At 60.6% G+C, this 25,339-nt stretch carries 19 protein-coding genes and 1 tRNA gene; 12 read left to right on the top strand and 8 right to left on the bottom strand.

The genetic code is table 11. From position 1 onward, the window contains the following. Positions 1 to 23 precede the first annotated feature (23 nt). Positions 24 to 1,319 carry a guanine deaminase gene (gene guaD / locus LC094_RS01490; protein WP_226549517.1) on the bottom strand — a complete coding sequence of 432 codons (1,296 nt, stop codon included), beginning with the start codon at positions 1,317 to 1,319 and terminating at the stop codon, positions 24 to 26. Positions 1,320 to 1,456: 137 nt separating this feature from the next. Between guaD and mgtE the strand changes: the two genes are divergently transcribed. The 5 genes from mgtE (at position 1,457) to LC094_RS01515 (ending at position 7,085) form a co-directional block, all read left to right on the top strand. Beyond that, positions 1,457 to 2,845, top strand: a complete 1,389-nt coding sequence (mgtE, locus tag LC094_RS01495) for a magnesium transporter (RefSeq protein ID WP_226549519.1) — start codon at positions 1,457 to 1,459, stop codon at positions 2,843 to 2,845. Next, on the top strand, positions 2,842 to 3,432 hold the full coding sequence (locus LC094_RS01500) for a 5-formyltetrahydrofolate cyclo-ligase (RefSeq protein WP_226549521.1): 591 nt from the start codon (positions 2,842 to 2,844) through the stop codon (positions 3,430 to 3,432). Before mgtE ends, LC094_RS01500 begins: the two co-directional genes overlap by 4 nt. A gap of 46 nt (positions 3,433 to 3,478) precedes the next feature. Then, positions 3,479 to 4,291, top strand: coding sequence for a TIGR00282 family metallophosphoesterase (locus LC094_RS01505; protein ID WP_226549523.1), 813 nt, complete (start codon positions 3,479 to 3,481; stop codon positions 4,289 to 4,291). Between the two features lie 146 nt (positions 4,292 to 4,437). After that, entirely contained in the window at positions 4,438 to 6,219 is a 1,782-nt protein-coding gene (locus LC094_RS01510) for an SLC13 family permease (protein ID WP_226549525.1), read from the top strand. A 125-nt stretch (positions 6,220 to 6,344) separates the two neighbouring features. After that, a complete protein-coding gene (locus LC094_RS01515; protein WP_226549527.1) occupies positions 6,345 to 7,085 on the top strand; it encodes a YebC/PmpR family DNA-binding transcriptional regulator in 741 nt (246 codons plus the stop codon). 48 nt (positions 7,086 to 7,133) lie between these two features. Here the strand turns inward: LC094_RS01515 and LC094_RS01520 are convergent, their stop codons facing one another. Then, the gene (locus tag LC094_RS01520) at positions 7,134 to 8,027 is read right to left on the bottom strand and encodes a LysR family transcriptional regulator ArgP (protein WP_226549529.1); all 894 of its coding nucleotides are present in this window, start codon (positions 8,025 to 8,027) and stop codon (positions 7,134 to 7,136) included. 76 nt (positions 8,028 to 8,103) lie between these two features. Here LC094_RS01520 and LC094_RS01525 point away from each other — a divergent pair, with 76 nt between their 5' ends. Then, complete coding sequence (locus LC094_RS01525; protein ID WP_226549532.1) at positions 8,104 to 8,721, top strand: LysE/ArgO family amino acid transporter; 618 nt, start codon at positions 8,104 to 8,106, stop codon at positions 8,719 to 8,721. Here the strand turns inward: LC094_RS01525 and LC094_RS01530 are convergent. The 3 genes from LC094_RS01530 to LC094_RS01540 are packed head-to-tail and all read right to left on the bottom strand — an operon-like array spanning position 8,718 to position 10,474. Next, the gene (locus LC094_RS01530; protein WP_226549535.1) at positions 8,718 to 9,014 is read right to left on the bottom strand and encodes an NAD(P)/FAD-dependent oxidoreductase; all 297 of its coding nucleotides are present in this window, start codon (positions 9,012 to 9,014) and stop codon (positions 8,718 to 8,720) included. The two genes, LC094_RS01525 and LC094_RS01530, sit on opposite strands and share 4 nt — an antisense overlap. Before the next feature lie 39 nt (positions 9,015 to 9,053). Then, on the bottom strand, positions 9,054 to 9,614 hold the full coding sequence (locus LC094_RS01535; protein WP_319003272.1) for an NAD(P)/FAD-dependent oxidoreductase: 561 nt from the start codon (positions 9,612 to 9,614) through the stop codon (positions 9,054 to 9,056). After that, a complete protein-coding gene (locus tag LC094_RS01540; protein WP_319003267.1) occupies positions 9,581 to 10,474 on the bottom strand; it encodes a DMT family transporter in 894 nt (297 codons plus the stop codon). Before LC094_RS01540 ends, LC094_RS01535 begins: the two co-directional genes overlap by 34 nt. Positions 10,475 to 10,668: 194 nt before the next feature. On the opposite strand from LC094_RS01540, the gene LC094_RS01545 reads away from it, so the two are divergent. The 3 genes from LC094_RS01545 (at position 10,669) to LC094_RS01555 (ending at position 11,951) form a co-directional block, all read left to right on the top strand. Beyond that, a complete protein-coding gene (locus LC094_RS01545; RefSeq protein WP_226549538.1) occupies positions 10,669 to 10,911 on the top strand; it encodes a YdcH family protein in 243 nt (80 codons plus the stop codon). 219 nt (positions 10,912 to 11,130) lie between these two features. Beyond that, a complete protein-coding gene (locus tag LC094_RS01550) occupies positions 11,131 to 11,805 on the top strand; it encodes a thermonuclease family protein (protein WP_226549541.1) in 675 nt (224 codons plus the stop codon). A 70-nt stretch (positions 11,806 to 11,875) separates the two neighbouring features. Then, positions 11,876 to 11,951 (top strand) — tRNA-Val (locus tag LC094_RS01555). Positions 11,952 to 12,410: 459 nt separating this feature from the next. Here the strand turns inward: LC094_RS01555 and LC094_RS21670 are convergent. Beyond that, on the bottom strand, positions 12,411 to 12,707 hold the full coding sequence (locus tag LC094_RS21670) for a helix-turn-helix domain-containing protein (RefSeq protein ID WP_226549544.1): 297 nt from the start codon (positions 12,705 to 12,707) through the stop codon (positions 12,411 to 12,413). Positions 12,708 to 12,858: 151 nt separating this feature from the next. On the opposite strand from LC094_RS21670, the gene LC094_RS21535 reads away from it, so the two are divergent. Next, complete coding sequence (locus tag LC094_RS21535) at positions 12,859 to 12,984, top strand: hypothetical protein (RefSeq protein WP_264186318.1); 126 nt, start codon at positions 12,859 to 12,861, stop codon at positions 12,982 to 12,984. Positions 12,985 to 13,183: 199 nt separating this feature from the next. Here the strand turns inward: LC094_RS21535 and LC094_RS01570 are convergent, their stop codons facing one another. Both LC094_RS01570 and LC094_RS01575 read right to left on the bottom strand, forming a co-directional pair. Then, positions 13,184 to 16,621, bottom strand: coding sequence for a YhaN family protein (locus LC094_RS01570; RefSeq protein ID WP_226549546.1), 3,438 nt, complete (start codon positions 16,619 to 16,621; stop codon positions 13,184 to 13,186). Next, positions 16,621 to 17,856: a metallophosphoesterase family protein gene (locus tag LC094_RS01575; protein WP_226549548.1), complete on the bottom strand. Its 1,236-nt coding sequence runs from the start codon at positions 17,854 to 17,856 to the stop codon at positions 16,621 to 16,623. The genes LC094_RS01570 and LC094_RS01575 overlap by 1 nt, the downstream gene beginning before the upstream one ends. 178 nt (positions 17,857 to 18,034) lie before the next feature. Here LC094_RS01575 and LC094_RS01580 point away from each other — a divergent pair, with 178 nt between their 5' ends. Then, on the top strand, positions 18,035 to 23,938 hold the full coding sequence (locus LC094_RS01580) for a DUF3320 domain-containing protein (protein WP_226549550.1): 5,904 nt from the start codon (positions 18,035 to 18,037) through the stop codon (positions 23,936 to 23,938). Between the two features lie 370 nt (positions 23,939 to 24,308). Continuing rightward, positions 24,309 to 25,334, top strand: coding sequence for an ATP-binding cassette domain-containing protein (locus LC094_RS01585; protein WP_319003268.1), 1,026 nt, complete (start codon positions 24,309 to 24,311; stop codon positions 25,332 to 25,334). Positions 25,335 to 25,339: the final 5 nt, after the last annotated feature.

Below are 25,339 nucleotides of genomic sequence, written 5' to 3' on the forward strand. Positions count from 1 at the left end.
AGCTGCGGTGAGGCCGCGGCGGTTTAAACCGCAGCCCGTTCGCCCATGACATAGCTCGCAATCACCGCGCGGTCGTCGCCCATCATGATGGTCGGGAAGATCTCTTCCCAGATCGTATTGGCGGTGATGGCGCGTTGGGCAATCGCGGGGGTGGATGCGAGGTCGATCACCGCGAAATCTGCCTCCATGCCGGGCGCGATGGCGCCGATCTTGTCCTCCATCCGAAGGGCCTCCGCCGAGCCGCGCGTGGCGAGCCACAAAAGCTGCGCCGGGTGGAGCGCGTTGTGGCGGAGCTGGCCGATCTCGTAGGCGGCCGCCATGGTGCGCAGCATCGAAAATGACGAGCCGCCGCCGGTGTCGGTCGCGAGACCCACGCGCAGCCCGTCGGCCTTGCGCGCGCCCGTGTCGAAAAGACCGGAGCCGATGAAGGTGTTCGACGTCGGGCAGTGGATGAGCGAGCAATCCATCGCCCGAAGATGCGCGATCTCGCGCGGCTCAAGGTGAATGGAGTGACCGAACAAGGCGCCCTCACGCACCAGCCCGAATTGCTCATAGGTGTCGAGATAATCGCGCGCCTCGGGGTAGAGGCCTTTGACCCAGTCTATCTCGTCGGTCTGCTCGGAGAGATGCGTCTGCATCAGGCAGCTCGGGTGTTCGTCCCAAAGTCGTCCCAAAGCATAGAGTTGCTCCGGCGTCGAGGTCGGCGAGAAGCGCGGCGTGATCGCATAGGTGGCGCGGCCCTTGTTGTGCCAACGCTCGATCAGGGCCTTGCTGTCGTCATAGGCGGATTGCGGCGTGTCGCGCAGGAACTCAGGCGTCGTTTCCCAGCGGTCCATACAGGTCTTGCCGGCAACGATCCGCATGTTGCGGCGCGCGGCGGCCTCAAAGAGCGCATCGACCGAGCCGGGGTGCACAGTGCAGAATGACGTTACCGTCGTGGTGCCATTCGCCAGCAAGAGATCGAGATAGCGCCCGGCGATATCGTCGGCATAGCCGCGATCCGCGAATTTCGCCTCCTCGGGGAAGGTGTAGGTGTTGAGCCAATCGATCAGCCGCTTGCCCCAACTCGCGATCATCGCGGTCTGCGGGTAATGGGCGTGCGCGTCGATAAAACCCGGCACGATGAGCGCGGGGCCATGGTCGAATACCTCGGCGTCCGGGTGTTTCGCCCGCATGTGATCGCGCCCGCCCAGAGAGATCACCTTGCCGTCCCGGACCAGAATCGCGGCGTCGGATAGGACCTGAACGGCCTCCTCGGCGGGGATGTCGAAAGGGTCACCGTGATAGGTGACGACCTGTCCTGCAATCAGCTTGTCCATCGGGGTCCTTTTTGGCAAACGCGCTCTTAAGTCTATGGGCAGATTAGGCACTGGATTGGGGAAGGTAAATCAATCTTGCCCCTGTTTCTCGCGGGAAACCTGTCTTATGGTCGCCACGAAACACGAATGGGCAAGCGATGGTCGAAGAAGAAACGCAGATCGAGGATGAGGCCGAACACGAAGATGGCTACGCGTTGAGTGCGAAAGTGCTCAGCGCCATTCTCTATGCGGTCGACACCGGCGATCGGGCCAAGCTCATCGAGCTGATGGAGCCGCTGCATGCGGCCGACATCGCCGACTTGCTCGAACAGGTGAATGCCTTTGACCGGCGTCGACTGATTCTGCTCTATGGCGCGGAATTCGATGGCGAAATCCTCTCGGAACTGGACGAGGGCATCCGCGACGAGGTGATCCACGTTCTGCGCCCTGACGTTCTGGCCGAAGCGGTCCGGGACATGGAATCGGACGACGTGGTCGATCTGGTCGAGGATCTTGACGAAGAGGCGCAGGAGGCGATCCTTGCGACGCTCGAAGACGCGGATCGTGTTGCGGTTCAGCAGTCGCTGTCCTACCCGGAATATTCCGCCGGTCGTCTGATGCAGCGCGAAGTCGTGATGGCGCCGGAGCATTGGAGTGTCGGTCAGGCTATTGATTTTATGCGAAAATCCGAAAGCCTGCCGGAGGATTTCTATCACGTCGTGCTGATCGATCCGAAAATGCACGCGGTGGGGCACGTCACGCTTGGCAAAATCCTTGGCGCGCCACGGGCACAGCCTTTGACGGAACTGTTGGAACCGGGCTTTCGCACCTTCCGCGTCGATGAGAGCGAAACCGACGTCGCCTATGCGTTCAACCAATATCACATGATCGCTGCCCCGGTGGTGGACGCGGACGACCGTGTCGTCGGCGTCATCACCATCGACGACGCGATGAACGTTTTGGACGAAGAACACGAAGAAGACATCATGCGCCTCGCCGGTGTGGGCGAGGGCTCGCTGGCCGACCGCGTCTCCGATACGGTCAAACAGCGCATTCCCTGGCTTGCGGTGAACCTCGTGACGGCGATCCTCGCCTCCTTGGTGATCGCGCAATTTGAAGACACGATTTCGCAATTTGTGGCGCTGGCCGTGTTGATGCCGATTGTCGCCTCCATGGGCGGCAATGCGGGCACACAGGCGCTGACGGTCGCGGTGCGCGCCATCGCCACGCGTGACCTCACCGGCGCCAACGTCTGGCGGGTCATTCGACGCGAGGTTCTTGTGGGGCTTGCCAATGGCATCGTCTTTGCCGTGATCATGGGGGTGGTCGGCATTCTCTGGTTCGGGTCTCCTGCGCTGGGCGCAGTGATCGGCGCGGCCATGGTGATCAATCTGGTGATCGCGGGGCTTGCGGGCATCGGCATCCCGGTCGTTTTGGAACGTCTGGGCGTCGACCCGGCACTGGCCTCGGGCGCTTTCGTGACCACGGTGACGGATGTCGTTGGCTTCTTTGCCTTCTTGGGGCTGGCGGGGATGGTGCTTCTGTGACGGGTTTGAACGGCACAACCACGGCCCTCAAAACGGCGCTGAGGTCCCGCGCCAAAGCGGCACGTGATGCGGCGCATGCGCAAAGCGAGGCCTTGGGCGGCGCGGCGGCGCGGCAAGCGACCCAGCTTTTGCTGGGATTTCTGACGCCCCATGCGGGCAAGATGACGGCGGGCTACATGCCCTTGGGCAGTGAGTTGGACCCGCGGGCGGCCATGGCACGGCTGCACACACGTGGCCCCGTCGCGGTGCCGGTGGTGGAGGCTAAGGCACAGCCTTTGCGCTTTGATCTCTGGACGCCGGACACGGAGATGGTGCCGGGCGCTTTTGGGGCGCTGATCCCGGCCTCGTCCGAACCTGTGGTGCCCGAGGTGGTCATCGTGCCGCTTTTGGCCTTTAACCGGGACGGGCATCGTTTGGGCTATGGCGGCGGGTTTTACGACCGCACGCTCGCCAAGCTGCGCGCCAGTGGTCCGGTCTTCGCCGTGGGCCTCGCCTATGCAGGCCAAGAGGCGCATGACGTGCCGGTGGAACCGACCGACGCGCCGCTGGACGCGATCGTGACCGAAAGAGAAGTGCTCACCTTTTGAGGGGAGCCGACAGAGAAAAACAAGAAAGACGAAAGGCAATCGCCCTATGAAAATCCTGTTCCTCGGAGATATTGTCGGCAGCGCGGGCCGCAAGGCGGTGATCGAACGCATGCCTGCGCTTCGCAAGGACTGGGGGCTGGATTTCGTCGTGGTCAATGGCGAGAATTGCACCAATGGCATGGGCCTGTCGGGCGATCACGCGAAGCTGCTTTTGGAGGCGGGGGTCGATTGTCTGACGCTGGGCGATCACGCGTTTGACCAGAAAGACATGATGCAGTTTTGCGAACGCGAGACCCGCATCGTGCGCCCGATCAATTTCGCCAAGGCGGCGCCGGGGCGCGGTGTGCGCATATTTGAGGACGCGCGCGGGCGACGTATTCTGGTGGCGCAGGTGCTGGGGCAGGTCTTTATGAAACGCGCCTTCGACGATCCGTTTTCTGCGCTCGATCAGGTCTTTATGAGCCATAAACTCGGCGGCGCCATTCAGGCTGCGCTCATTGATGTGCATTGCGAGGCGACGTCGGAGAAAATGGCCATGGGGCATTTCTGCGATGGCAAGGCCTCTGTCGTCGTGGGCACGCACACGCATGTCTGCACGGGCGATGCGCAGATCCTGCCCGGCGGCACGGCTTACCTCACGGACGCGGGCATGTGTGGCGACTACAATTCGGTCATCGGCATGGATAAGGCCGAGCCGCTGCGCCGCTTTGTCACCGGCATGTCAAAGGGCCGCTATGAGCCCGCAAAAGGTGAGGCGACGCTGTCGGGGGTTTATGTCGAAACCGACGACCGCACGGGGCTTGCCACGCGGGTGAAACAGATTCGCGTCGGTGGCCGTCTGGAGCAAAGCGCGCCGTAACCCTCAGGGCGTTAAATGCACGAATTTTATTCCGATTTTGATCAATTGGCCGAAATATCCTTTTGATCTCAGGGCATTTTGTCGCTTGTGATAACGGGCTCCGACAAGGCATATTGGTGCCAACCGGAACAAGCACGTGAGACACGATGGACCTTTTTCAGTTCAGTCCGATGACAGAGGCGGTGATCGCCCTCGTGGTCGTGGGCTTTATGTTCGTGCTCTTCATGCGAGAGGTTTTCCCGACCGAGGTCGTCGCGATCACCGGCGCTGCGCTGATGATGGTCTTGGGCATTTTGCCCTATGAGGCCGCGCTTTCCGTCCTGTCGAACCCGGCGCCCTGGACCATTGCTGCGATGTTCATCGTCATGGGGGCGATGGTGCGCACGGGCGGGCTTGAGTGGTTCACGCGTCAGGCCGGGAATTACGCCGAGACACACCCCTCCGTGGCCATCGCCATGTTGCTGGTCGTGGTGGTGGTGCTGTCGGCCTTCGTCGCCAACACGCCGGTCGTCGTCGTCATGATCCCCGTGTTCATCCAGCTTTCGGGGAAACTGGGCGTTGCGCCCTCCAAGCTTTTGATTCCTTTGAGTTATTCCGCCATCATGGGCGGCACGATCACGCTTTTGGGCACCTCCACCAACCTGTTGGTCGATGGTGTCGCGCGGGCGCAGGGGCTTGAGCCTTTCACGATTTTCGAAGTGTCCCTTTTGGGCCTCGCGGTGACCGCATGGGGCATGGCCTATCTGTGGCTCTTCGGGCGCCATCTTTTGCCGGAACGCGACAGCCTGGCCGCCATGCTGTCGTCGGGCCGCTCGAAAATGAAGTTCTTCACCGAAGCCGTGATCCCGCCGGACAGCAACCTGATCGGACGCGAAGTCTCCGGCGTGCAGCTTTTCAAACGCGAGGGCGTGCGTCTGATCGACGTCATTCGCGGCGACAAATCTTTTCGTCATGAGTTGGAAGGCTTCACCCTCGATGTTGGCGACCGCGTCGTGTTGCGTTCGAGGATCACGGAGCTTCTGAGCCTTCAGCGTGACAAATCCCTCAAACGCGTCGATCAGGTCTCTGCGGTGGAAACCACCACGATGGAGGTGCTGATCACGCCGGGCTGTAAAATGGTCGGACGCGCGCTGTCGTCCATGCGTCTGCGCCGTCGCTACGGTGTCTACGTTCTGGCCGTGCACCGCCGAAATCAGAACCTTGGTCAACAAATTCAGGACCTTGTGGTCCGTGTCGGCGACACGCTTTTGCTCGAAGGCACGCCCGCGGACATTCAGCGCCTCGCCTCTGACATGGATATGGGCGATGTGTCGAAACCGACAGAACGCGCCTATCACCGCAGCCACGCGCCGATTGCGCTGATCGCGATGTTCTCCATCGTCGTGCTGGCCGCTCTGGGTGTGGCGCCGATCCTGATGCTTTCGGTGATTGCCGTGGCGGTGGTGCTGACCACCCGCTGCATCGACGCGGACGAGGCCTTTTCCTTTATCGAGGGGCGGTTGCTGGCGCTGATCTTTGCCATGCTTGCGGTGGGGGCGGCCCTCGATGCCTCGGGCGCGGTCGAACTGATCGTGGGCGCCGTGGCCCCATTGCTCGAAGGGCTGCCGGTGTTCTTCGTGGTCTGGGCGATCTTCTTGATGACCTCGATCCTGACCGAGCTTGTGTCGAACAACGCCGTCGCGGTCGTGGTAACGCCGATTGCCATCGGGCTTGCCAACACTATGGGGCTCGACCCGCGCGGGCTTGTGGTGGCCGTGATGATCGCGGCCTCGGCCTCTTTCGCGACGCCCATCGGCTATCAGACCAACACGATGGTCTACGGTCCCGGCGGCTATAAGTTCACCGATTACATGAAAGTCGGCATCCCGTTGAACCTCTCGATCGGGCTGTTGTCCTCTGCGCTGATCCCGCTTTTGTGGCCCATGTGAGGATTTTGAGTATTTTTCCCACGGAAAAGACTGCCTCAAAGCCATGTGGTGGCCTTGCAGGTCATAGGGGCGCTGCTTTATAGAGGCGCGTAATCTGACTTTATCGACATTTCCGGAGGCGCCACATGGCCGGCCATTCTAAATGGGCAAACATCCAGCACCGCAAAGGGCGTCAGGACGCCGTGCGTTCGAAGCTGTTTTCGAAACTCGCCAAGGAGATCACCGTGGCGGCGAAAATGGGCGATCCGGATCCTGAGAAGAACCCGCGCCTGCGTCTTGCGGTGAAGACCGCGAAAACCCAATCCGTGCCGAAGGACGTGATCGACCGCGCGATCAAAAAGGCATTGGGTGGCGACGGCGAGAACTACGACGAGATCCGTTATGAGGGTTACGGCCCGGAAGGCATCGCGTTTATCGTCGAGACCATGACCGACAACGTGAACCGTACGGCTTCGAACGTGCGCTCGATCTTCACCAAATCGGGCGGCAATCTCGGCACCTCCGGTTCCGTGGCCTTCATGTTCGACCGCGTGGGCGAGATTTCCTATGACGCCTCCGTGGGCGATGCGGACACGGTGATGATGGCCGCGATCGAAGCGGGCGCCGAGGATGTTGAAAGCGACGAGGAAGGTCACTGGATCTACACCGCCGATGGCGATCTGGCGGCTGTGTCTGACGCGCTGGAAGCCGAACTGGGCGAGTCCAAGGAAAGCAAGCTGATCTGGAAGCCGCAGAACCGCACCGAGGTGAACCTCGAGACCGCGCAAAAACTGATGCGTCTGGTTGAAGCGCTAGAAGACGACGATGACGTGCAATCGGTGACGGCGAACTTCGACGTGCCGGAAGATGTCGCGGCGCAGCTCTGAGCCACGCTATCAGAATTGAGGAAAGCCCCGTCTCTCAGGCGGGGTTTTTTATTGCACCAGATGGGTTTGCGCAGCGCGTTTCACGGCCTCTGTGAGGTCCGTAAGCCTTGGCGCACTGAGCCGCGAGATATGCCAGTAAAGCGGGATGTCCCAAGGCTCTGGTGAGAGGGCCATGAGGCGCCCGCTGTCCAAGTGCGGCTGTAACAACGCCAAAGGGTTCAACCCCCAACCCAGTCCCGCAAGCGCTGCATCGACAAAGCCATGGGTTGAGGGGATGCGATGGGCGGGCAGGGGGACGCGCCGCCCGGCCTGATGCGCGGCCCAAGTGTCCTGAAGCCTGTCCTTTTCATCGTAGATCAGCGAGGGCGCGCGGGCGAAGGCCTCTGTCGTCAGCCCCTCCGGGAAATGCCGAGCCACAAAATCCGGCGTCGCCACCGGCAGATAGCGCAGCGCGCCCAGAGGCATCAGATCACAGCCCGAGACAGGCGTGTCGCGGGACGAGACAGCGGCCATCACCTCGCCGCGTTTGAGCCAGTCGGCGGAGTGGTCCTGATCGTCGATCTGAAGCTGAAACAACATGCCTGCGACGGGCGCCATCGCGCTACAAAACCAGGTGGCGAGGCTGTCGGCATTGACCGCAATCGGGACAGAGACGGGCACGGAAGCTGCGGCACTTTCTGTCTGTCCAAGATCGCGGGTCAACTGGCGCTCCAAAAGCCCGACCTCTTCCATATGCCGCGCAAGACGCCGACCCGTCTCTGTGCCCACGCAGGGCGTGCCACGGATCACCAAAACGCTGCCCAACCGCTCCTCAAACGCCTTGATGCGTTGCGAAATGGCAGAGGGCGTGACGGAGAGCCGCTCCGCCGCGCCTTCGAAAGAGCCGCTCTGCAAAACGGCGGCCAGGGCGGTGAGCGCGGGGTAGTCGGATGAGTTAAGCATATCTAATTTAGACATAGTAAGATTAATTTGTCTAACTCATTCAAGCCCCGTAACTCCGCCTGACAAAGGAGTTTTCATGACACAAGACATGCTGCACGCCGCCCTCACCGGGCTTCTCACCGGGCTGAGCCTCATCGTCGCCATTGGCGCGCAGAACGCCTTTGTGTTGCGCCAAGGCCTCAAACGCGCGCATGTGCTGCCCGTTGTCTTGATTTGCGCGCTCTCGGATGCGGTGCTGATCACGCTGGGCGTCTTCGCATCGGCGCAAATCTCCAAGGCCTTTCCGCCTCTCTTGCCGATCCTGCGCTGGGGCGGCTCGGCGTTTCTGATCTATTACGGTGCCAAGGCGGCCCTCTCTGCCTGGCGTGGTGGCGGGCATCTTGAGGCCGCAGAAGGAGAGGGGCAAAGCCGCAAGGCCGCCATGCTCACGGCGCTGGCGCTCACATGGCTCAACCCGCATGTTTACCTTGATACGGTGGTGCTTTTGGGCGCGATCTCCGCCCGGTTTGGCGAGGCACGGTCCGGCTTTGCGATGGGGGCGGCCAGCGCGTCATTGCTGTTCTTCTTCGCTCTGGGGTTTGGCGCGCGCTTCCTCGCGCCGATTTTTGCCCGTGACCTGTCCTGGCGTGTGCTCGACGGGGGCATCGCGCTTGTCATGTGGTCCATCGCGATCAGCTTGATCGCGGGCGCTTAGAACCGCAAAAACCGATAGGGCGCGGGATCGACACAGGTCTCGGCGCCCGTCGCCAGGTCCGCCACCAGCTGACCGGCGGCAGGCCCCGTGCCAAAGCCATGGCCTGACATGCCCGTCGCAATCGTCAGCCCCGGCATGGCGTCAATTCGGTCGATCACCGGGTTCGAATTCGGCGTGATGTCCATCGTTCCGGCCCAGGCTTCGGCGATCTCGGCTTGTTCAAACACCGGCCAGCCCTTGCGCAGATTGTCCAAGGCTTCCGCGTTGATCTTGTCGCTCGTGGGCGGGTCCATCACCCGGGCGCGTTCGAAAGGCGAGACCCGGTCACGCGATCATTTGCGCGGCAATTTCAGGTCTTCGATCAAAGGCTTGCCCAGGATCGGCCGGATCGCGCCCGCGGTATGTTTGAGCGTCGGGAGGTATTTCATCCCGATCATCGCGTGATCTAACGCGAAGGGCGACCCAAAGGCCGCGCGGTGCGTGATCACATAGCCGCCACTCTCATGTTTGCGAAAGGAAAAATTCGGGCCGCCCACGGCAATGTCGCTCGGCCCCTCGAGAGGCGTGGTGCGAAACGCGTAGCAAATCAGCGGCAGGACGGGCAGGGCGACGCCCATATTGCCCAAGAACCGCCGCGACCAAAGCCCGCCCGCAAGGATGACCTGATCACAGGCGATCTCGCCGCGCTCAGTCACCACGCTGCTGACCTGCCCGGCCTTGGTCTCGATGGTGCGCACGGCGCAGCGTTCAAGGATAATAGCACCTTTCTCCTGCGCTGCCTTGGCGATGGCTGAACTGGCGCGCGTCGGTTCGGCATAGCCGTCCGAGGGCGTGGCGGACCTGAGGCGCCAGATGCGTGTCAGGCGCGGGCCTTTTTGCGGGCCTCGCGCCAGGTGATAAAGGACACCGCGCCGATGATCATCGCCCCGCCCAAAAGCACATAGGGATCAACGCTTTCGCCGAACAGAAGATAGCCAAAGCTCACCGACCAGATCAGTTGGGTAAAGGCCACGGGTTGCAGGAGAGACTGCGGCGCACAGGCGAAGGCGCGGGTCATGGCGTAATGGCCGAGCGTCGCGAAGGCAGCGGTGAGGAAGAGCAAGATCAGCTCATGCAGCGTCGGTGTTTCCCAATGCAACAGTGCGAAAGGCGCGATCACGATGGGCACGGTCACCGACATCAGAAAAACGACGACGGAGGAGGGGAGCTCTTTCACCAGTCGGTTGGCGATGAGGTAGGACCCTGCAAAGGCCATGGCCGAGAGCATCATCGACAGATGGCCGGGGTCGATTTCGCGAAAGCCGGGGCGCAAGATCACGAGACCGCCAAGAAAAGCCACGATGAGCGCGGTGATCCGGGGCAGGGCGATTTTTTCGCCAAACATCACCACCGCGCCGATGGTGATATAGATCGGGTTCATGAAGTTGAGCGAGGTGACTTCGCCCATCGGAATGCGCGTCATGGCGTAGAACCAGCACGTCATCGCCAGCGCATGAAACAGCGCCCGGCTAAAGGTCAGTTTCCAAAGCCGCGGCGTGAAGCGCACCTGACGCACGGCACCGAGGGCAGGGATCAGAAAAACCAGCCCCAGAAGAAAGCGCAAAAACGCGCTTTCCAGCACCGGAAGGCCATTGCCGACATATTTCACCAGCACGTTCACCATGACGAAACAGAGCGTCATGAAAAGCATCCAGAGAATGCCTTTCATCGTTTTTTGGGAGGTGTCGGCTGTGCTGGGATGTGTCGTGGACATGCGCGGAGACTGGCGAGAATGGCCTCCAAAGGCAATCCACGCAATGCGCACGCCGCAGCCCGCAAATCTGCACGTCCGTCCTCTCGTCGGGCCTTTTGCCGAGAAAACCGCTTTTATTGATCCGCGTCAAAGCGCTGCGGCGGTCTGACCGTCCAGACTGGGCTTAACAAGGGACAGGAAAGAGGAGACGCGCAATGTCCAACACCCCACACCAACTGGCCGCCGATTTTCCCGATCTCGCTGACAAGATCAGCGATTTGAAGGCAGCTGATCCGCATTTCGCGCATTTGATGCAAGACTACGACGCGGTGAACGATCAGGTGCATCTGGCCGAAACGGATGTGAAGCCAATGGAAGATCTGGGGCTGACCGAATTGCGCAAGAAACGCATGCATCTGAAGGATGAGATTTACAAGGCTCTGTCCGCCGTGGCCTGAGGTCCGATAAGGTCTTTTGAGACTGTTTGATATGCGAGAGGGCGCGTTAACCGAAAGGGGGCGCGCCCTCTTGTGTTATGAGAACAAATCATGCACAAGTCGTGTGTGAGGTTGGGTAAACTACCATATGTTGCGGCTTTCTGGGCCGCGCTGGGGCTCGGGGCGGCCCTGTTTCCTTTCGAGACGGCCGAGGCCGTGAGCGAAAAGGAGGCCGGGAAAATGCAGCCTGTGCAGCCCGAAACGCCGGCCTCAACACCATTTAAAAATGCCGAAACCCTCAAAGGCGCGATTCTCTCCGGGCGCGACGGCGCGTTGCGTATTGTGGATGGCGATACATTGGCAATCGGGGCGGTCAAAATCCGTCTCCACGGCATCGATGCGCCGGAAATGTCGCAAAGCTGTAGCGATATGCGCGGCGAGGCATGGGATTGTGGCGCTTGGTCGAAAGCGGTGCTGGAACGGCTGGCCGTCGGCGCCATTGCTTGCGTTGAAAAAGACCGCGATCGCTATGGTCGCTCGGTGGCTGTGTGTTACGGCGCGAAGGGCGATTTGAACGCCGAAATGGTGCGCGTGGGCGCGGCCTATGCTTACGTGAAATACAGTCGCGATTATATCGCCGACGAAGAGGCCGCACGCGCTGGCGGGCATGGCCTCTGGCGCGCCGGAAGTCAGTCGCCTTCCGAGTATCGCGCCGAGACCCGCACCGCGCTTGCGCCACAGGTGCCGCCATCGAATTGCGCGATCAAGGGCAATATTTCCGGTTCCGGCAAGCTCTACCACATGCCGGGTGGGCGTTGGTACGAGGGCACGCGGATCAATGAAGCCTCCGGCGAACGCTGGTTCTGTTCCGAAGACGAGGCCCGCGCCGCCGGTTGGCGCAAGGCAAAGGGCTAAGACAGGCCCGAGGATAATGCATTTCCCCCTCTTGCCAGCCCGTTCGTTTTCCCCTAAATGAGCCGGACCCGGGTCGTTAGCTCAGTTGGTAGAGCGCTTCGTTTACACCGAAGATGTCGGGAGTTCGAGCCTCTCACGACCCACCATTCTATCCCTTGTTTCTCTGAGATTTTATTGCGTGCTCGTCACCTTCTGCGAAGTGGTCCCTGGTTCCGTGAACCTTAGCTGTGATTCTGCAATCGCATGAATTCCAGAACTTCTGCGGCATCCTGCATATGTTGCGGGCGGTATCGACCGTAGACATAGCACGCCCCTTGCGCGTCACGCTGTCAGGCAGGCGCAGGTTGATCGACCTGCGCTCGAGATCCACCCGATCCCATGTGAGATCAAGGATTGCTCTGACGCGGGCTGCGGTTCCGAACAGCAGACACATGGTCTCGTCGATATCCTGTGGGAGATAGCCACCGAAGGCAGGATGGCCTTCCCCGTGTAGCCCATTGTCGTGGCGGTTGGTCTGTCGCCAAGATCCTCGATATAGGCTTACCAGATCTCATCGAGCCGCGATCCGGCAGGGGTGGCGCGGAATGTCTCGCGGCGGTAGATTTCTACGGCTTCCGGCTCCGCGTCCTTTCAGGTGCGTGCCTCAAGCTGATAGCGTCGCCTTTTCCCGGAGGCTGGATCTTTCCAAGAGACGCAGAATCTGCCTCGCAGTTTTCCGATTGTGATGCTGTGTGACATTCGTATTCCTCCACGGCTTCTGGTTTAAGTCTGAACATCCGACCGACACGGAACGCGCGAAGGCGCCCTTCAGAGATCAGGTTGCGAACGGTTTGGGCTGAGCAGTCCCAGCGTTCAGCCAGACTGTTATGTGTGTAGGGGCGCTGAGAGCCGTAATCCGTCATCGTCAATCCTCGGCCTGTCGTTTGCCCGTCAGTTTCAATGATCTCGCGATCGCTGGAGGGGGATTGTTGTGGTCCGCATTGTTCATGATCTGAGTTTAGCGGAGAGGACGGATATCTGGTTGCCCGATGTGATATTCAGTGTGCTTTAGATATGGATAACTTTCTGATTTTAAGTGAAATTCCTTCTGTGGAGGGGCTGTCCTCCGGTTCGCTGCAGGCCAAGCGTGTCGGTAGCCTTGATCAAGGTTTTGGCCAAAATGGGGCGCCCGAAAACTGACGCCGAGCCTGTAAACATTCGCATGGACCGTGACATGCTGCGTGCTTCCGATGCTTCTGACGTCTAACTTTTCGCGATTGGGCAACTTGAAGAAGCTTTCGCCGCCTGCGTTGTCATGGCAACCGCCCCGTCGATTCATTGAGTGCTCAAGATTGTGCTCTCGCAGAAAGGTCAATTCTCAGCTGGTGAATTGAGCACTTTAAAGCTCATGAATGATGGGTGGCGTGGCGCAAACGGATTTGGCGATTTCCACCACATGACGATGATGGGTCAGGTAAATGGCCTGCCCGCGTGCGCCGATGGTTTCCATGACGCGGCAGGCGGCACTGGTGCGCGCCTCATCGAAGGTCTCGAAAATGTCGTCGCAGAAAAACGGCAGTGTCGTGCCCTGGGCGACAAGCTGTTCGTGGGCCGCAGCGCGCAGCGCGAGGTAAAGTTGGAACCGCGTGCCCTTCGACATCTCAGCCGCACGCTTGCTGACACCATTCCCGTCGACGGCGAGCAGCACCTCGGTCTCCTTGTCGATCTGGGTGCTCAGGGACGGATAGGCCCCTTGTGTGAGGCTGGCAAAGCATTGCTCCGTCGCCGTTAGCATATCGCTGCGGTGGCTGTCGCGATAGCGCCGGATGGCGTCTGAGGCGAGGTGATGACCCAGAGACAGTTCGAGCTGCTCGAGTGCCGCGTCCTCAAGCTCCAGTTCTAGCGTTGCTTTCTGTTCGGCGAGCAGGGCAATCGCATCATCTCCCTTCACGTCGGCAAGGGCATGTTCGGCCGTGACCCGGTTCTGGATGGCCCGTGTCAAGGCATCTTCGGCATGGGCAAGGTCGGAGCCGTTATTGTCGAGAGCGGCCTCCAACTCGGGGGCCGAGACCTCTGCAAGCCGGGCCTGAGCGGCTTCAATGTCGGGCGTATTGAGCTCGGACAGAAGCTGACGTGTGAGTTTCTCCAGCGTGGCACGGGTTTCGATCACCTTTTGGGCGCGGGTCGCGATATCCCGCAGCGCGTCGATGTCTCGCGGGGGGACGGGGTCGGGGAAGAACGCCGCGATCGCCTCGACCTCCTGATCGATGAAGTCCAGCCTGTTCTGATGGCGGTCTTTCTCCGTTTTGGCGGTCGCTATCGCGTCATCGAGTTTTAGGGCCGTCTTTCGGGCCATGCGGGCCTGTTCGGCATGGGACTTGAGCGCGGCAAATGTGTCCGTTGCTGTCGTGAGAGGGGCCAGATCGTGGGCGAGAGCCAAGGCGTCGACCTCTTGGCTGAACAACGTCTGGTCTGCACGCATGGTCGAGACGCGGCGTGCGGCTGCGGTACGTGTGGTTTCGTGTTCTCGCAAGGCGCGCAGCGGTTCCAGAGATGCCGCCAGCCGTTCGGGGGGCAACGCATCTCCGATCAGGTCTTGGATCAGCGTGGCCCAGGCCGTCTCTGCCGCTTCTCTGATCTGCCTTATCTCCGTGAGTGTGTCTTCGCGCCGGGTCAGGTCGCGCTGCGCCTGTCGCAAGGCATCCTCGGCCTTTGTTCTGGCGTCAACTTGTTTGCGCTGATCCTCGGCCAGACGCCGTGCCGTGTTCAGGGCGCTGCCCAGATCCGCAGGAGCAAAGGGCAGGGCGGCTGAAAGCTCAGTCATCAGGGCTGCGGCGCGTTGGAGGATCGGACGATTGGCCTCTTCCGTGTCTCGCAGCGCCTGTGCATCGTCGCGGGCTGTGCCGTGACACAGCACCCAGTCCAGCCATTCGGCAGGTGTGATACGGTTCGGCAACCCGACCCCGGACGCGGCCGCATGGACCGAGGTTTCGATGGCAGAGCATTCTTCCCGAAGCGCGATCCGGCGCTTATCTGCTTGGGTGGCACGGGCGCGGGCCTCGGCGTCGGCCTGTCCGATCTCGCGCAGCTGAGCCAGTTCGCGGGACTGAGCCAGTCGGGTGTCGGCAGCAATGTCATGCTGTTGCATCGCCGCGTAAAAATCGTTGGCGGAGGTGAGGGTCAGCGCGGCAAGATGCGTTGACCACCGCGCGTCGCGCAGCTTGCGCCGTTCCTCTGCTTCGGTGTCTGAGACAAGCTGTGCGTCCTGTGCCAATGCGCTGGCCTGCGCCGCGCGCGCCTCTGCATCGGCGAGGTATTCGTCACGCTTGTCCGTCGTGATGCGCAGGTCTTGAAGCAGCTCTTGGTGGCGTTCCGACCAGTCTGTCGCCTGTTGGCGAGAGGTTGGGCAGGTTGGCAACTGTGCAAAGGTGATCTCTGCAAAAGTGAGGGCTGCCAGAGAACGCCGGAGCTTGACCTTTGCGGTTTCGATGGTTTGCAGCGCGGCGGCATGGGCTGGCGCCAGACTGTCCGCATCGAAACGCACAAGGATGTCTCCGACCGGTTGGCCGTTCTCGGGCGCGGAGGTGTTCTCTTGTAGCGCCTCGGTCGCGCGCGTCAGGCGCTCTTGCAGATCGTGGACTTCGCGCGCTTCGGCATGTTCGCGTGAAATGGCCTCGCGCAAGGTCTCTCTTGCGCTCTCCAGTGTCGCGATATCGGAGCCAGACAGCACAAGCCTCTGCAGATCGGCGTCGGGAGATACGATCCCGAGATCTCGTGCTGCCTGTTGCATCGCGTTCTCGGCGGCCTGCTGTTCGTCCTGACGTCTGCCGAGATCGAGCTGTGCGGTGCGATCTCGGGCAGAGAGGTCTTCCAGCGCTTCGAGCGCTGTTGAAAGTTCAAGACGTTTCGTGTCCAGCGCGAGCTCTGCGCGTTCCTCCGTGAGACTTGAGATCTCACCGGTCAGGCGCGCGATGTTCTGTGTGGCGACTCCACGGTCGCTGCGCAGCTCAATCAGGCGCTCGGGGTTGAAATCAAGATGATCGGGATAAGTCGCGAAGGGGGCGACTGCCTGTTGCAGGTCAAGGATCTCGGCGAGCAAAGGCAGGGCGCGCCGCTGCGCCTCGGTGTTTGCCTTGGCGGCGTTCAGCCCGTCCCGCGTCGCGCGGGCATTGAGTTCGGCCTCCCGCGCCTTGCCCAATTCCCGCTTGAGGGCCTTCCATGTGCTGGCGGTCACATCCCGCTCTTTGATCTCCTTTTCAACTTCGGCAAGGGCGCGTTTCAGTTCGGCCACGCGGGTGGTGCGGCCGCGTTTTTTCCAGAGTGCGTCGGCCCGCGCGCGGACGCCATCCAGAACGGCGCTGAGGTCGGCCACCCCCGCTGCGGCAGAAAAAAGCAGGCGTCCGATATCGCCTTCGGCATTCGCGATTTCTTCGCCGCCGCGTTCGATCGTTTCATCATCAAGACAAAGCAGGCGGCGGTAATCCTCTTCGGAGAGCCCGGCGAGATGGCCCGAAAGGGCGGTCTCCGGCAGGGCTGTGCCGGTTACGTCGACCAATGATCCGCTGCGCGTCGGCAGGCGTGTGAAATCGCGCAGAGCACCGTCGATATCGAGCGTGGCCGAGACTTGCAGATTATTGCGCGCATGTTTGAAGGCATAGCCCTCGCGCAGAGGGAAGCCGTAGAACAATCGTAAGACGGCTTCCATCGTGGTGGTTTTCCCGGCTTCGTTGGGGCCGTAGATGATATGGAAATCATGGCCACCTGCGGCAGATCCAAAGTCGAATTTCCGGTCGGTGAAGTGGCCGAAACGGTCCAGAGAGAGGCGCTTGATCCGCATCAGTTTCCGCCTCCCTTCATTTGGGCGAGGACAAGATCCGCGCCCGCTCGGGTCAGCCGGTCGATCAGAGCGTCCCGGCTGGCCTCATCGGGCATCAGCTTGTTGCGCAGAGACGCGGGCAGATCCTGAAGCAGGGTCTCGACCTCATCGCGGGCGAGGGCGGAAAACCCCGGTTCTGTCCGGATCATGGACATTGTCTTTGCCAACTCATCTGCGGCGCTGTTTGTGTCTTCGTTTGCCTCGGGGGGTGAAAGGTCGAACAGGAGCTTGTCGATCCAGATGTCTCCGACGGCTTGAGCCAGGTCATCCGCCTGCTCGATCCAGACATCTCGATCCCGCAGGATTTGCCAATGACGCGCCGGGTGGCCGGTCAGAGTCAGTCGGACCACGCCGACGGGCGCTGAGATGTCTTTGCGCATCGTGCTCAGTTGGGACTTTAAAAGGCTGCGCAGGTCTTCGTCGCTGTCTGTCTCCGTCACGTCCAGCTTGCTCTCGGCAAATTCAACCACCGAAGTGGGCACTTCGGTCACATCGATGCGGCCTTGGTCGATGGTCAGCAGTGTTGCGGATTTGGGACCTGCCTCGCCGATGTCGCGCCCCTGTGGAATGCCGGGCATGACCACCCAAGGTGCGTCTGAATGAACCTGCCGTTTATGAATATGTCCGAGCGCCCAATACTCAAATCCCATGCCTGACAAATCCGCCAGACTGCAGGGCGCATAGACGTCATGGCCCGCGGCCCCTGCAAGTGAACTGTGCAGCATGGCGATGTTCACCGCACCGGGGACCGGCGATTTGAAACGTGGCAGAAGGCTGTCGGGGGCGTGGCGGTCGGTAAAGCTGACACCGTGGACCCAGACATCATCAACCAGTTTCTCTTTGCCCCCGCGAGCGTCGAAGACATGCACATGGGAGGGCAGATCCAGTGTCCCTGTGATCGGGTTTTCCGCGTCATGGTTGCCTTTGATGTAGAACACCCGGATCCCCGCCTCTCCGAGACGATCGAGTTCGGCCATCAGGAAGGCGCCTGTACTGGCGCTGCGCTCTTTTCCGTCAAAGAGATCGCCGGAAATGAGGAGGGCCGCAACGTCTTCGGCTATCGCGATGTCTATGAGCTGCCTGAAAGAGGCGCGGGTTGCGGTCGTCACGACCTTGCGCAGCTCAGAGTTTCTGATGGCAAGGGAACGGAGTGGCGAGTCCAGATGAATATCGGCGGTATGCAAAATTTTAATCAAATTTAGTCCCTTTCCCCATAGCTGACTGAACCAAGTTTTTTTGCTTGGAACAACAAGGAAATATGAACTCTGAAATATGAGGCGTTGCAGGAATTCTTGAAACGTTTTCGGAGTGAGATTCGAGCGATGTCGGAGGGCCTTCTTTTCGTGTCGTTTTCATGCGTCCCCTTCAGCTGAATTGACAGACTTTCGCACTTATGCCTCTCTGGGAGAGAATTTTGAGATAGGCTATCTAAGAATGTCATTTGATAAGATTGAGGAAGAGGCGCAACGTGGTCTGATGCTGGAACTTTCTCTCGCGGAGAAAGTGAATTTCGCGTCTGCGCAAAACGGTGTTTCGATTGTAAGAAACGTACGGCTGCTGAATTTCTCTGATGATCTTTTCGAGAACATCACTGTCGAGCTGACCTGCCATCCCGGTTTGATCCGGGCCAAAAGCTGGGCTGTGGATCGGCTGGCCCCGGGGCAGTCACAAGACCTGCACGACCTTGAGACGCCGCTGGATACCGTGATCCTTGGCGGGCTCAACGAAGCTGAATGGGGGGACATGCAGTTCGTCGTCCGGCAGGGGGACCGAGAACTGCTGCATGAGCGTCGTCCGATCGAGATGCTCGCCCGTGACGAATGGGGCGGTGTCGGTGGTATGGCGCATTTGCTTGCGGCCTTTGTGTCGCCCAACGACGCAGTCGTCGCGAGTCTCCTGAAGGAGGCCAGCCGGTTGCTGGAAGCCGCGGGGCAAAGTGGCAGTATGGATGGCTACCAGTCCCGCGATCCCGCTCGGTCATGGATGCTTGCCGGGGCGATCTGGTCGGCAGTCACGGGGATGGGGCTGACCTACGCCGTGCCGCCGGCGAGTTTCGAGATGCGCGGTCAGAAAATCCGCGACCCAGGCAGGATTAAGTCAGAGGGGCTGGCAACCTGTCTGGACAGTGCGTTGCTTATGGCGGCTTGTTTGGAGGCGGCGGGTCTTAATCCTGTGGTGCTGTTCTCCGAGGGACATGCGTGGACCGGTGTGTGGCTAACCGAAAGAGATTTCGGGACCATCAGTGAACCGGATGTGATGACGGTCCGTAAGGCGATTGACGCGCGTGAATTTGTGGTCATGGAGACCACCTTACTGACGAAAAAGCCCAGCGTCGGGTTCGAACAGGCGGTCGATACGGCGCGCGATCTGACCTCGGAGCGCAATGAGCACAGCTTTGTCATGGCGGTCGATATTCGGCGAGCGCGTGCAGCCCGGATTCGCCCTCTGGCCAGTCATCGCGCAGAGGCCCCCGTGATTGCGGAAGAAAAGGGTGTGGCAAGCCCCGCCGCTTTGCCGCAACCGCTGGATTTTGGCCTCCTGCCCGGGGATTTCTTGCAAGAGGATGTGCCGTCGACGCCTGCGGACCGGATTTCCCGCTGGCAGCGCAAGCTGCTGGATCTGTCGCTGCGCAACAGGCTGCTGAACTTTAAGGACAGCAAGCAGACGCTGCCTTTCCTGTGCCCCAATGTCTCGGCATTGGAAGACCAGTTGGCTGATGGCAAGAAGTTCCGCGCGCTTGCACTCAAGGACGAGGATCCGGTCGGCGCGCGTGATCTTCTGGTGAAGGATGAGCCAAGAATTCTTGAAGAGGTCGCGAAGGATGCGTTTGCGAAGGGGCAGATCGCCGTACCGCTGACCCGGAAGGAAAGCGAGCGTCGTTTGCTTGAACTGCACCGCCGCGCCAAAAGCGACATGCAGGAGGGGGGCACGAATACACTGTTTCTGGCTGCTGGTTTTCTGCGCTGGAAGAAGTCCGAAGGGGATACTCGCAGTTATCGCGCGCCGTTGCTGCTGGTCCCGGTGAAAATTTCCCGCAAGTCTGCCCAGTCGGAATTTGTGATCGAGCATCACGAGGATGAGGTGCGTTTCAACACAACGCTCCTCGAATTCCTAAAGCGGGATTTCGATCTGAAAGTGCCGGAACTGGAGGGCGATCTGCCGCGAGACGAGAGCGGTTTCGACTTGCCACGCATTTTTGAAATTATGCGCCGCAAGGTCCGCGATGTCGCCGGATTTGAAGTGGTGGAGGAACTGGCGCTCTCGACCTTCTCTTTTGCTAAGTTCTTGATGTGGAAGGATTTGGTTGAGCGAACGGACAGCCTGCGTGAGAGCGCGCTGGTGAAACACCTTGTCGACAGCCCGGCCGACCCTTTTCTGGCCGATGGTGCGGCAGGGCTTCCGGTGGCTGCCGATGTTGACAGAAGACTCGCGCCGCGCGACCTCTTTACGCCACTGCCTGCAGATTCCTCTCAGCTTGCCGCGGTGTTGGCGGCGCAGGAAGGGCATGACTTCGTTCTGATCGGACCGCCGGGCACAGGCAAAAGCCAGACCATCGCCAATATCATCTCGCAATGCCTCGCCATGCAAAAGACGGTTCTGTTCGTGGCCGAAAAGTCGGCGGCGCTGGACGTGGTGCAGCGGCGGCTCGCGTCGCACGGGCTGGGCGACGCGGTGCTGGAACTGCACTCCAACAAGGCGGATCGCAAATCGGTGCTGAGCCAACTGGGGCGAAGCTGGGCGCGCGCTGCCAGCGCCTCGGAGGACGAGTGGATCAAGGTGACGGATGACCTGACGGTCACCCGCGAACAGCTGAACACCTATGTGACGGCGCTGCACAAGAAGGGGACGCAAGGCTTCAGTGTCTTTCAGGCGATCGGCAAAGCTGCCGGTCAGGAACAATCGTTCAGTCTGAGCTTTGCGAATAAGGATGCGCATGATGCGGAAAGCTACATGCACCTGATGAAGCTGGCAGAAGCCCTTGGCCGGTGCCGGGAGATTGTCGCGGGCCGCATGCCCTTGCCACTTGTTCAGGCGGAGGAGTGGTCGTTTGGCTGGCAGGCGGATCTTCTTGATCGAAGCGCGAAGCTTGGCACGGCAACCCGAGAGCTGACAGAAGCCGCCGAGGCGCTCGCGCGCCATGTCGGTTTGGCATGGTCCGGGGCGGGAGACGCCGATGAGTTGGCGCGTCTGCTGCAGCTGTCATCGGTCCCCGAGGCGGGAGATGACGTCAGTTGGGCACTGACGCGGGATGCTATGGAGATGAGGGCGCAGGCTGAAGCGCTGACGAACAAGCTCGCCAGCTACAATGCCGCCGCCGGGCGGGCCTCTGCGCAGTATCCAATGGAGCATCTGGACTCTATTCCGTTGGATCAGCTCGATGCCAGCTGGCGGCTTGCTCAGACGAAGATGTGGCCGTTTTCGATCTTTGCCAAGTCCTCTGTGCGGAAACTTCTGCAAACCTACGCAGAAAGCGGGAAGGCCGATCCCCAATCCGATATCGCCGCGCTGGCGGAGGCCAAGCGCGCCCGAGCAGAAATTGAGGCAACTCCGCTCACCGGGTGTCCGGTGGTCAAGGGCGTCGAGACCGATGCAGGGCAGCTGGCGGCTTGGATTGATCTTGCCTGCGCACTGAAGGCGGCGCTTGCCGAGATTGCGCCTTTTGCCTCTGACCGGGCCCGCTGGGAGGCCGCCAGCCATAGTCTTGCCAAGCGCAGTGCCGGGGAGCTGCGAAACGCGATCACTCTGTTTCGGCACAATCATGACAGTTGGCAAGAGCATATGGCGGCCTTTGCCCGTGTCGCAGAAGCATCGCCTGACGGGATGACTTTGTCTGCGCTCTGTGCTTCTCTGAAAAGCATTCTGGACAACAAGGAGCACCTGCAGGATTGGACCCGGTGGGTCAATGTCCGGTCTCAGGCCGCTGGTGCAGGGCTTGAAGCCCTTGTCCTGGCGGTGGAAGACGGACTGGTAGAAGACAATGTCGAGGATGCCTTTGTCTCGGCCTATGCAGCATGGTGGCTGCCGCAGGCCATGGATGCGCAACCTGAATTGCGGGGTTTTTCGCATTGGTCGCACGAGGATGCGATCAAGCGCTTTCGGGAATTGGATGACCGAGCAACGCACATGGCCGCGGGGCAGGTCCTGTCGCGCATCCAGCACGGCTTGCCAGCCCAGGATGCCGTCGCGCGCAGGTCGGAACTTGGCACCCTGCGGCATCAGCTCAACCTGCAGCGGCCCAGCATGCCGATCCGGGAGCTGATCGCGGAAATGCCCGATACCTTCACAAAGCTGGCCCCCTGTGTGCTGATGTCGCCGCTCTCGGTGGCGCAATATCTGCCGGCGGGACAGGCCGCTTTCGATGTGGTGATTTTCGATGAGGCTTCTCAGATCACCACTTGGGACGCGATCGGAGCCATTGCGCGCGGCAAGCAGGCGATCATCGTGGGCGATCCCAGACAGTTGCCGCCGACGAATTTTTTTGGGCGCAGCGACGCCGGGGAAGAGGATCTGCCTGACGCAGAGCGCGATCTGGCGTCCATTCTGGATGAGGTTGCGGCGGCTGGCATCCCGACGCAGCAACTCGACTGGCACTACCGGAGTCGGGATGAGGCGCTCATTGCCTTCTCAAACTGGCACTATTACGGCGGGCGACTGGTGACTTTCCCGTCCCCGGCGACGGCCTCTGAGGCGGTAAAACTGCATCAGGTTGATGGCGTCTACGGGCGGGGACAGGGCCGGACCAACGAGGCCGAGGCTCGTGCCATCGTGCGTATGACGGTGCGCCGCCTGAACGAATGGCTGAGCTGGCCGGAGGATGAGCGGTTGACGCTTGGGGTTATCACCTTCAATGCCGAACAACAGGGCCTGATCCTTGATCTGCTGGACGAGGAGCGGCGCAAAAAACCTGATCTGGAATGGTTCTTCGAGGATGCGCGTGAAGAGCCGGTCATCGTCAAGAACCTTGAGAATATCCAGGGAGACGAGCGGGATGTGATGCTGTTCTCCATAACCTTCGGCCCCGATCATGCAGGCAAGCTGTCGATGGCCTTCGGTGCGCTGAACGGTGATGGGGGCGAAAAGCGCCTGAACGTGGCGGTGACACGCGCGCGCGCCGAGTTGCACGTCTTTGCCTCGATCCATGCCGACCAGATTGACCTGACCCGAACCAAGTCCCTTGGGGTGAAACATCTTAAGGGCTTCCTCGATTTTGCAGCACGTGGGCCTGTGGCGCTCCCGGCGCAAGATGACGGCTCGCTCGGGCCGGTCGAAAACGTCTTCGAGGCCGCGATCAAAGCGGCCATCGAGGCGAAGGGTTGGGAGTTGCGTCCGCAGATCGGTGTCTCGGGCTTTAGGATCGATTTGGGGGTTGTGCATCCGGATCATGCGGGCGTCTATCTTGCAGGGATTGAGTGCGACGGCGCGACCTATCACGGCTCCGCCACGGCAAGGGACCGGGACAAGGTGCGCCAAGCGGTTCTCGAGAACCTCGGCTGGACGATTTTCCGGGTTTGGTCGACCGACTGGTTCCGCAACCCTGCGCTGGTGGTCGAGCGCATCCACGCAGAGCTGACGGAGCATCTTGACGCGGATCGCGCCAAGCGGGCCAAAGAGGAGGCCGCGCGCGAAGCTAAGCGAGTAGAAGCGGGTGAGGAGATTGAGGCCACAGAGGGGGTTGAGAGCCCTGAGCCTGAGACATCTGGGGCGGAGGTGAGCGTCGAAGAAAGCGTCGTATCACCCGATCCTGTTCATCAGGAGCCGCAGTTTGCCAACGCAGCGCCGTCAACTGTCATGGAGCGAGCGGGTTCTGGCGAGATCAGCCCCGATCCCGAAAGGTTCTACGATGCGGATTACATTCCCGTCCTTGAGCGACTGATCGCTGATGTCGTTGAGCGTGAGGGCCCCATGCCGGTCGCTTTGCTGGGCAAACGTGTCTCCGGAATGCATGGCTGGCAGCGGACAGGGCGGCGCATCTCGGAGCAGGTTTCCAGAGCTCTCAGTCTGGTTGATCTGCATAGTGAAAACGAGGTGGATTTCCTTTGGGTTTCTGGGACGAAGGCTGATCGTGTGATATTCCGGCAAGGCATGGAGCGCTCGATCCGGGATATCTCGCGCACGGAATTCGCAGAACTCTACGATCAGCATGCGGTTGAGTTGGACAGGAGTGAGGATCCGGTTCTTGATCTGGCGCGGTATGCGGGGATTGCAAGACTGTCGGCAGATGCCCGATCCTATCTATCTGATTGCATGGCGTGGCGGGCCGCAAAAATGGGCCGATAGGTAGATTGGGCATCGGAAGGCTAAGCCTAGCCCTAGTCAGGTGATCTGTTCGGGAACGTGTCGGATACCTTTATTCCTGTGGCATTGCACTTTCTGATCAATTTGATAAGGAATAGTCGTTCGCAGCGCAGCGGACCTTTGATCGGCTTACGGCGTCATGAACCTTGGGACTGCAAGGGTATTGCGGTGATGACCACGCCATGAGTTTGCTGAATCACGTGGTCTGTTCATCGCAAGACGTAGGGCGATCTAGTTTCGACCTTCCAGCCACTGCATTCCATAAAGCAAAAGAGCAGGTTGCCTATGCTGCCTGACACGCGCAAGTGCCGGATTGTAAGTACGTATGAGCGGGGAACTGACAGAGGTTTTCATGAATATGCGCCAGTCGCTCATCTGGAGTGTGCCGCGTATCGTTCGTGATCGGCAGGTCGCGGAAGAGCTGACCCCAGAGACTTATATCCGGGTGAAAAAGGTCGCGGACCGAGGGCGCGCGGATCATGCCGAGGCGCTGATACAGCGAACCGCACGCACTCTCGCGCTCGATCACCTGTGGCGGCGTGGCGCTGTTTCCGGCGGCTCTGATGGGAGCGGCCCTTTTGAGCGTCGCCGACGGGCTGGCGCAACACGCCTTTCCTGTACAACTGCCGGTCGGGCTGGTCACGACATCTGTCTGGGGGCGCTATTTTACCTGACGCATGATCCGGGAGGATCGCGGAGGACGCTGAGCTCTGAGACGCGGAACGTGTCGCAGGATCTGTCCGTGGCGATCCCGGGGGGCGGTTTCATTTTCATCGTCGGGCCGAATGCCTGTGGCAAAACCACACTCTACTGGGCGCTGTCTCGGCTGCTCTCGCCAAGAGCGGGGCAGGGGCTACTAGACGGTAAGGCGATTTCAGACCGTCCGGCCAAGGAGGTGGCCCGGCGGCTGGGGTTGCTTACGCAAAGCTCGACCGCGCCCGAAGGGATCACGGTGGCCGATCTGGCGGCGCGGAAGGTGGATGAACTGTCCGGCGGGCAGCGCCAGCGGGTCTGGATCGCTATGGTTCTGGCACAGGATACGCCGATCATTTTGCTCGACGAGCCGACCACATCTCTCGACATCGCCCATCAGATCGAACTTCTTGACATCCTTGCGAAACTCAATGCCGGGGGCCGCACTGTGGTTTCAGTCCTGCACGACTTGAAACATGCCTGTCGCTATGCGGCCCATCTTGTTGCCATGCGGGACGGTCGCATTATCGCCGAAGGCAGCCCCGCAGAGAGTGTGGGCGAGGGGCTGGCCCTGGATGTTTTTGGCCTGTCGCCAGCCATCATCACGGACCCGATAAGTAGCGCGCCTCTTATGGTGCCCGGACATCGGCTGTGCTCGGAACAACTTGAAAGAGACTTTTCATGAAAGAC

It is taken from the genome of Celeribacter naphthalenivorans (assembly GCF_020524585.1).
In the GTDB taxonomy this organism is placed as follows: Bacteria; Pseudomonadota; Alphaproteobacteria; order Rhodobacterales; family Rhodobacteraceae; genus Celeribacter; species Celeribacter naphthalenivorans.

Coding starts and splice junctions, on each gene's coding strand:
- LC094_RS21535 (WP_264186318.1), top strand. CDS start 12,859: ATGGATAACTTTCTGATTTTAAGTGAAATTCCTTCTGTGGAGGGGCTG.
- LC094_RS01510 (WP_226549525.1), top strand. CDS start 4,438: ATGGACCTTTTTCAGTTCAGTCCGATGACAGAGGCGGTGATCGCCCTC.
- mgtE (WP_226549519.1), top strand. CDS start 1,457: ATGGTCGAAGAAGAAACGCAGATCGAGGATGAGGCCGAACACGAAGAT.
- guaD (WP_226549517.1), bottom strand. CDS start 1,319: ATGGACAAGCTGATTGCAGGACAGGTCGTCACCTATCACGGTGACCCT.
- LC094_RS21670 (WP_226549544.1), bottom strand. CDS start 12,707: ATGACGGATTACGGCTCTCAGCGCCCCTACACACATAACAGTCTGGCT.
- LC094_RS01545 (WP_226549538.1), top strand. CDS start 10,669: ATGTCCAACACCCCACACCAACTGGCCGCCGATTTTCCCGATCTCGCT.
- LC094_RS01530 (WP_226549535.1), bottom strand. CDS start 9,014: ATGGACCCGCCCACGAGCGACAAGATCAACGCGGAAGCCTTGGACAAT.
- LC094_RS01540 (WP_319003267.1), bottom strand. CDS start 10,474: ATGTCCACGACACATCCCAGCACAGCCGACACCTCCCAAAAAACGATG.
- LC094_RS01520 (WP_226549529.1), bottom strand. CDS start 8,027: ATGCTTAACTCATCCGACTACCCCGCGCTCACCGCCCTGGCCGCCGTT.
- LC094_RS01570 (WP_226549546.1), bottom strand. CDS start 16,621: ATGCGGATCAAGCGCCTCTCTCTGGACCGTTTCGGCCACTTCACCGAC.
- LC094_RS01550 (WP_226549541.1), top strand. CDS start 11,131: ATGCAGCCTGTGCAGCCCGAAACGCCGGCCTCAACACCATTTAAAAAT.
- LC094_RS01515 (WP_226549527.1), top strand. CDS start 6,345: ATGGCCGGCCATTCTAAATGGGCAAACATCCAGCACCGCAAAGGGCGT.
- LC094_RS01505 (WP_226549523.1), top strand. CDS start 3,479: ATGAAAATCCTGTTCCTCGGAGATATTGTCGGCAGCGCGGGCCGCAAG.
- LC094_RS01585 (WP_319003268.1), top strand. CDS start 24,309: ATGAATATGCGCCAGTCGCTCATCTGGAGTGTGCCGCGTATCGTTCGT.
- LC094_RS01525 (WP_226549532.1), top strand. CDS start 8,104: ATGACACAAGACATGCTGCACGCCGCCCTCACCGGGCTTCTCACCGGG.